Annotated in this window: 9 protein-coding genes; 8 read left to right on the forward strand and 1 reads right to left on the reverse strand. The window is 60.1% G+C overall.

Translation table 11 applies throughout. From position 1 onward, the window contains the following. Window positions 1-625: head-tail connector protein (locus AC1DWF_RS29090; protein WP_476842372.1), on the forward strand; the 625-nt coding region annotated here is incomplete at its 5' end. 165 nt (window positions 626-790) lie between these two features. On the opposite strand, the gene AC1DWF_RS29095 is transcribed toward AC1DWF_RS29090, so the two are convergent. Beyond that, window positions 791-1,246 (reverse strand): Ros/MucR family transcriptional regulator, encoded by a 456-nt coding sequence (locus AC1DWF_RS29095; RefSeq protein WP_476783751.1) that lies wholly within the window; start codon window positions 1,244-1,246, stop codon window positions 791-793. 70 nt (window positions 1,247-1,316) lie between these two features. On the opposite strand from AC1DWF_RS29095, the gene AC1DWF_RS29100 reads away from it, so the two are divergent. The 7 genes from AC1DWF_RS29100 (at window position 1,317) to AC1DWF_RS29130 (ending at window position 6,158) form a co-directional block, all read left to right on the forward strand. Further along, complete coding sequence (locus AC1DWF_RS29100; protein ID WP_476783752.1) at window positions 1,317-1,679, forward strand: head-tail adaptor protein; 363 nt, start codon at window positions 1,317-1,319, stop codon at window positions 1,677-1,679. Next, window positions 1,679-2,086: an HK97-gp10 family putative phage morphogenesis protein gene (locus tag AC1DWF_RS29105; protein WP_476783753.1), complete on the forward strand. Its 408-nt coding sequence runs from the start codon at window positions 1,679-1,681 to the stop codon at window positions 2,084-2,086. Before AC1DWF_RS29100 ends, AC1DWF_RS29105 begins: the two co-directional genes overlap by 1 nt. Continuing rightward, a complete protein-coding gene (locus AC1DWF_RS29110; RefSeq protein ID WP_476783754.1) occupies window positions 2,086-2,496 on the forward strand; it encodes a DUF3168 domain-containing protein in 411 nt (136 codons plus the stop codon). The genes AC1DWF_RS29105 and AC1DWF_RS29110 overlap by 1 nt, the downstream gene beginning before the upstream one ends. Before the next feature lie 39 nt (window positions 2,497-2,535). Next, entirely contained in the window at window positions 2,536-2,970 is a 435-nt protein-coding gene (locus AC1DWF_RS29115) for a phage tail tube protein (protein ID WP_476783755.1), read from the forward strand. A gap of 59 nt (window positions 2,971-3,029) precedes the next feature. Next, a complete protein-coding gene (locus tag AC1DWF_RS29120; protein WP_476842373.1) occupies window positions 3,030-3,335 on the forward strand; it encodes a hypothetical protein in 306 nt (101 codons plus the stop codon). Window positions 3,336-3,528: 193 nt separating this feature from the next. Next, window positions 3,529-5,550: a tape measure protein gene (locus AC1DWF_RS29125; protein ID WP_476842374.1), complete on the forward strand. Its 2,022-nt coding sequence runs from the start codon at window positions 3,529-3,531 to the stop codon at window positions 5,548-5,550. Beyond that, window positions 5,550-6,158 (forward strand): hypothetical protein, encoded by a 609-nt coding sequence (locus tag AC1DWF_RS29130; protein ID WP_476842375.1) that lies wholly within the window; start codon window positions 5,550-5,552, stop codon window positions 6,156-6,158. Before AC1DWF_RS29125 ends, AC1DWF_RS29130 begins: the two co-directional genes overlap by 1 nt. Window positions 6,159-6,233: the final 75 nt, after the last annotated feature.

Consider the following 6,233-nt stretch of genomic DNA (forward strand, 5'->3'; position numbering starts at 1 on the left):
GCATAGCATAGCCATGTGGAACCGGATCGAGCGCATTGCTCAGCCCGCGGCCKAGGCGCTGACCTTGGCCGAAGTCAAAGAGCAGCTTCGGATCGACCAGGGCAATGACGACGACAAGCCATTCCTCGAGCGGTGCATCAAAGCTGCTCGGGAAATGGTCGAAGGACCGGACGGTGCCGGTATTGCAATCATGTCAGCTGGCTGGCGCCTCAAACTCGAGTGCTTCCCTGCAGAAATCCGGATACCAATGGGCCCGGTCCTGTCGATCGAAGCCATCAAGTACATGGACGCCACCGGCACGGCTCAGACGCTCAGCGCCGGTGATTATCAATGGCGCGCTGATCGGTTCGAGGCGTTCATATCGCCTGCCTATGGCAAGGCATGGCCCGCCGCGCGCCAGATGTATGATGCGGTCACGGTCGAGTTCGTAGCTGGGTTTCCTGGCACCGGTGCCGATCCGGTCGACCTGAAGATGATCCCTGAAAGCCTGCGCATAGCGATGCTGATGCTGATCGCGCATTGGGATGAAAACCGCGAAACTTCGGTCGTAGGTGAAGTGCCTGCCGAGATCGCGTTTGGCTACGAAGCCATCGTGAACAGGTTCCGTGTCGGACGGATCGCGTGATGTGGGTCCGCTTCACCGCTGTGTTCCGCTGGTCGCCGCCCGAACTCAACAACACCTGGTCACAGGTCATTCAGCCGTCGACGCAGAATGTGACGACGGCATGCGGCGAGGCGGCGATCGCAGCCGGGAAAGCGGTGCCCACAAAGGCACCCCGAAAGGGTCAGGCTATTTTGCCTTGCGAACCTTAGCGGCTGGCTTTGCCGCTACAGCGGCGCCGGGCTTGCGTCCGAGGCCCATCGTCTTGGCTAGAGCCGAACGTGCGGCCGCATAGGCCGGTGCGACCATAGGATAGTCCGACGGCAGGTTCCACTTGGTACGGTATTCGTCAGGCGTCATGTTGAAGTGCACTCCCAAGTGGCGCTTGAGCGACTTGAACTTTTTGCCGTCTTCGAGGCAGATGAGGTAATCGTCTGTAATCGACTTTTTGATCGATACGGCTGGCACCTGCTTTTCTTCTGGCGCGGTCTGCGGCGCTTTCAAAGTTGTCAGCGACGCATGAATGCTGGCAATCAAGCTCGGCAATTCGGCAGCGGGAACTGGGTTGTTCGAGACATAAGACGAAATAACGTCTGCAGTTAGTTCGATCAACGCGTTTTGATTTACCAGTTCCATATCAGACATAATTCGCTCCAGTAAGTAAGGCCAGCGGCTTTACTACAGCGCTAAGTCCTCCAAAACAAGAGACTCGTTGATGGTCAAACGTTCGGGCGCCGGCCAACTGAGAAATCGTATCCACTGCCAGGTCAAGGGACCGGCGACCGACGAATTCAACAATCCGGTTCCGGGTGGCAGTGTCTGGGCAACACAGTTCACGGTTCGCGCCGGCTTTCGTCCGCGCAATGGCGGCGAGACCGTCATAGCTGGCCGATTGCAAGGTGTGCAGCCGTATATCGTCACGATCCGGCAGAGCAGCGTGACGCGGCAGATTACACCCGGCTGGCGACTGGTCGACGCGAACGATGCCAAGCGCATTTTCAATGTGAAGTCGCTGGCCGATCCCGACGACAGGGGCGCATGGCTGGAGTTGCTTGTCGAGCAGGGGACGGCGAGCTGATGGCGATCAAGGCCAAGATGCTCGGTCGCGAAGCTGTCATGCGCCGATTGCGCAAGCTTGTGCCGGACGCCGAGAAGGAAGCGGCAACGGCCCAGCTTGAGGCCGCGACAGAACTGGCGACAGCAATCGAAATGAGAGCTCCACTCGGTGAAACCGGTGATTATCGCGCCAGCATCGAGGGGGGACGTCTGGCCGACAAGTCGCAGAAGGCTGTGCTCGGATCGACCTCGAAAGACCCGAATGCAACCGGCATCTTCGCTGACTACGTCTGGCGGTTTCTGGAGTTCGGCACCATCAAGATGGCGGCCCAGCCGCACGTCTTTCCAACCTATCGCGGCATGAAAAAGCGCATCCGCCGCAAAGTGGCGGGGGCGGTCAACAAGGCAGTCCGCAAGGCGAAATCCTAATGGCCTCACCTCAACGCGAACTGGTCGGAACCGCAATGGCGCGGCTCCGGGCCGCACCGGCCGTGACGGCGCTTGTCGGGGCACGCATCAACTATCGCCGGCCAGAAACGGAAGACTTTCCGCAGATCGCTGGTTTCGACACCTTTGGCATTCGAGACGACGCCACTTGTGTCACCGGTACCGAGATCACCATGAACGTCCATGTCTGGACGCGCGACGGGATGGACCCGCTTCAGGACGCTCGTGCCATTGCGCATGAGGTGGCCGTCGCGTTGCATGACTATCCGCTCGCTCTGCCGTCAAACCACCTCGTGACGCTGGAGCACCGAGGCGAGCGCGTCTTCTACGACCCGGACGGCCTCACCGGCCATGGTGTCGTCGAGTTTCGAGCGATCACGCAATCCAACTGATCCCGGCGCTGCCGGACCATCCCACGAAAGGAAACGACCATGCCCCAGCAAAAGGGACGTACCCTGTTGATCAAAATCGGCAATGACGACGCCGATCCCGGCCCGGAGACCTTTTCCAATCTCTGCGGCCTGACCACTCGCAGCTTCAGCATGTCCGCCAACGACGTCGATACGACTATTCCAGATTGCAACAACCCTGGCGGCCCAGTCATCAAGACAGGCGAGCCTGGCATCCAGAGCCGCACATTTTCCGGCAACGGCAAGTTTGTTTCCGGCGCAAACTCGAAGAAACTTCTCGACCATGTTCGTGCTGGAGAGGTTTTCAACGCCCAGATCATCGTTCCCGGCGACGGCACTTATACAGGCCCCTGGTACGTGACGGATTGGGAATTCAGCGGTGAAATGGAAGGCAACATGGACTTCTCCGCTACGTTCAACCCGGCAAGCCCGCCAGCCTTCGTTGCCGAGGTTTGATCATGTCGGATATTTCCGTCAATGGCGCGCGGGGCGAAGTTGCCTTACGCGTCGGCTCCGTGGATCTGGTCATCGCGGCCGAGATCGGGCGGCTTGCTGCAGTGTCGACTGCGCTGGACTGCAAGTCGTTCGTTGATCTGTATCAGCGCCTGCTCGGCGTGGAGATCGCTGCGACAATGGCCGGCGTCCAGCATCTGACCATTAAAGGCGACGCGGCGGCGGCTATGCGAGAGTTGAAGCTGCGCGACTTTCCAGCCTGCAAGACCGCATTTGCCACAGCCCTCGGTCACCACCTCGGCGATGACGCGGGAAAAGTCGGAGCCGCCGGCGAGGCGGCGCCAAGACGTCGTCGAATGAAGGCCTAGAAACCCTTCCATGGCGGGAGTGGCTGCGCACGGCAGTTGGCCCGCTTCAATGGCGCCCAGTCGACTTTTGGGCGGCAACGGTCGGCGAGTTCTTCGATGCGATCGATGCGTTCAATGAGATGCACCGTGGACCGGCACAACCGGAAGCGCCGAGCGATGACGAGATGGCGAAGCTGCTGGAGAAGTATGGCTGATGGCCCAAGACCTTGAACAGCTTGTTCTGTCGATCTCGGCAGATACTGCACAAATGCGAAGGGCACTCAAGAAGCTCGAAGGTGACACGAGTGCCAGCACCAAGAAAATCGAACGTCAGTTTGATGGTCTCGGCAAGAAGATCGGGCGTTCATTCGATGGTATCGGGCGCTCGGCAAGAGGCATGGTGGCCGGCCTTGCTGCCGCTTTTACCCTTCGTGAAGCGCAACAGCTTATTGATGCCTCCACCCGCATACAAAACGCGCTGAAAGTCGCCGGCCTCCAAGGCGCGGAGTTGACCCGGGTCTATGATCGGTTGTTCGAAAGCGCCCAGCGGAACGCCGCGCCGCTCGAAAGCCTGGTGACGCTTTTTGGCCGAGCGGCAATCGTCCAGAAAGAACTTGGCGTTTCGACCGAAGAACTGCTCGGTTTCACCGACAATGTCGCCCTGGCGCTCCGGGTGGCTGGAACCGATGCGCAGACCGCGTCTGGCGCGTTGCTGCAATTGTCGCAGGCGCTCGGCTCTGGCACGGTTCGAGCTGAAGAGTTCAACAGCATCCTTGAGGGTGCCTTGCCTATCGCCCAGGCGGCGGCGGCTGGCCTGGATGAGGCGGGCGGCTCGGTTGCCAAGCTTCGTCAACTGGTAGTGGACGGCAAGGTCTCGTCTGAGGCGTTCTTTCGATCATTCGAAGCCGGTAGTGCGACGCTCAAAGCCAAGGTCGCGGACGCAGCCCTTACGACGAGCCAGTCAACCGAAAAACTCTGGAACGCACTCATCAAGGCCGCCGGTGAATTCGATAAGACCACGGGGGCCAGCCAGCGATTTGCCGGAGGCCTCTCAAATATAGCTGACGCTATCGCGGCATTCGACATGTCCGGCTTCATTGCCGAGATACAGCGCGGCGGAGACGCCTTGGAGACGTTTCTGAACAGGGTCGGAAACGCCAATATCTTCAAGAATTTCAATGATTATTTCGGGCTCAACAGCCCGGAAAATCTCGCCAAATACGGTATGACCCGCTCGCCTACTATCGGGCCTGAAAAGGTCGCCGTCGCAAGCGGCAAGGGCGAGGCTGTCACCAGCCCGGTTGATCGTCGCATCGACGAGGCCTTTGCAACCCCGACCAAGTCGACTGTGTCACTGAAGGATTTCGACCCACCTGTCGGGTCCGGGAAAGGCAAGAAATCCGCCAAGGAACGTGCCGACGAATATCAGCGACTGTCGCAGCGCATCGCCGAAACGACGGCCGAACTGGTCGCCGAGACTGAAGCGCAGCGCCAGCTCAATCCGCTGATCGATGACTATGGCTATGCCGCCGAGAAGGCGCGCATGGAACGCGAATTGCTGAACGCGGCCGAGGAAGCTGGCAAAAAGATCACGCCCCAACTACGGGCTGAGATTGCCGCGCTTGCCGATCAGTATGCGACCGCCGGTGTCGAAAGCGCCAAGCTGGCCGATAGCCAGGATGAACTTCGATCGCGCATGGAGGACTTCAGGAGCCTCGGCAAGGACGTGGTCGGCGGGTTCATCTCAGACCTCCAGGACGGCACGGACGCGCTGGACGCTGTCGCTAACGCCCTCCGCAAAGTCGGTGCGGAATTGATCAATAGCGGTCTCGAAAGCCTCTTCGGCAAGAGCGGGAGCGGCAACTGGGTAAGCGGCTTGTTTTCCTCTTTGTTTGGCGGTGGTGGCGGTGGCTCGGACCCTTGGGGCGGCATGCGTGAAAACGGCGGGCCGGTGCAGAAGGGCAAGGCCTACGTCGTCGGCGARAAGCGWCCCGAACTGTTYGTGCCGGGGCAGTCAGGCACGATCATTCCGCAGGTGCCTCARATGCCGAAGGTGGTAGCAGGTGGTGGCGGCCGGCCTGTCGTGGTCAATTTCAACCCGGTAATCGAYAACCGCGGCGCATCTGCGGAAGCGGTAGCGCGCAACGAACAGCAGTTGGCGAAGATGCGRGCGGAACTGCCTTCGCTGGTGATCACCGCTGTGCGAGAGGCCAACAGCACGAATGTGAAGTTCTGATGAGCATCACCTATCCTCTCGACATTCTCGCGGGTTTTCCCGGCTGGTCGACCGAGTTCGAATTGCTTTACCGACAGGAGCAATCGCGGCAGGCGAACGGCCGAACGATCGTGAARGATATGGGTTCGCCGCTGTGGCGGGCTTCGTATCAGTCGCGAAGCCTGAAGCCCAATGATCTCGACGCTTGGCGGGCACGGCTGGCATCGCTTGAGAACGGGCTGCAGACGTTCAAGGGGTATCCGCTTTCCCGGTGTCGCCCGATCAAACATCCGGGCTCRTCGRCCCTGCCTACCGGCTCGCTGTTTTCGATCGATGCTAACCGGAAGGCCATTCGGATCACGGCGCTGACAGGCGTTTCGTTGAGCGTTGGCGACATGATCCAGATTGGCACCAAAGACCTACATCAGGTCATGGAGTCGGTAGACGGCCCGGTGACCGCCTTGTTTGAAGTGCGTCCGCACATCTGGCCGGGCGTTGCAATGGGTGCGGCCGTGACGATCGTGAAGCCGGCGTGCAGCATGGCAATCGTACCGGGCAGCGTGAGCAGCACCGCCGACATGTCGACGGGCCGTGGCGCAATCAGCTTTCAGGCGGTGGAGGCGCGGTGATGGCGGTTAGTGGATCGTTCCGCTCCAGTCCTCAAGGAACGTATTCATCCCGTCCCGCTCGACAGTGCGCTCGAA

The sequence above is a fragment of the Aminobacter sp. P4_D5 genome (assembly GCF_056401815.1).

Bases quoted from the DNA above. Each gene is read 5' to 3' on its own strand.
- AC1DWF_RS29095 (WP_476783751.1), bottom strand. From the start codon at position 1,246: ATGTCTGATATGGAACTGGTAAATCAAAACGCGTTGATCGAACTAACT.
- AC1DWF_RS29100 (WP_476783752.1), top strand. From the start codon at position 1,317: ATGGTCAAACGTTCGGGCGCCGGCCAACTGAGAAATCGTATCCACTGC.
- AC1DWF_RS29105 (WP_476783753.1), top strand. From the start codon at position 1,679: ATGGCGATCAAGGCCAAGATGCTCGGTCGCGAAGCTGTCATGCGCCGA.
- AC1DWF_RS29110 (WP_476783754.1), top strand. From the start codon at position 2,086: ATGGCCTCACCTCAACGCGAACTGGTCGGAACCGCAATGGCGCGGCTC.
- AC1DWF_RS29115 (WP_476783755.1), top strand. From the start codon at position 2,536: ATGCCCCAGCAAAAGGGACGTACCCTGTTGATCAAAATCGGCAATGAC.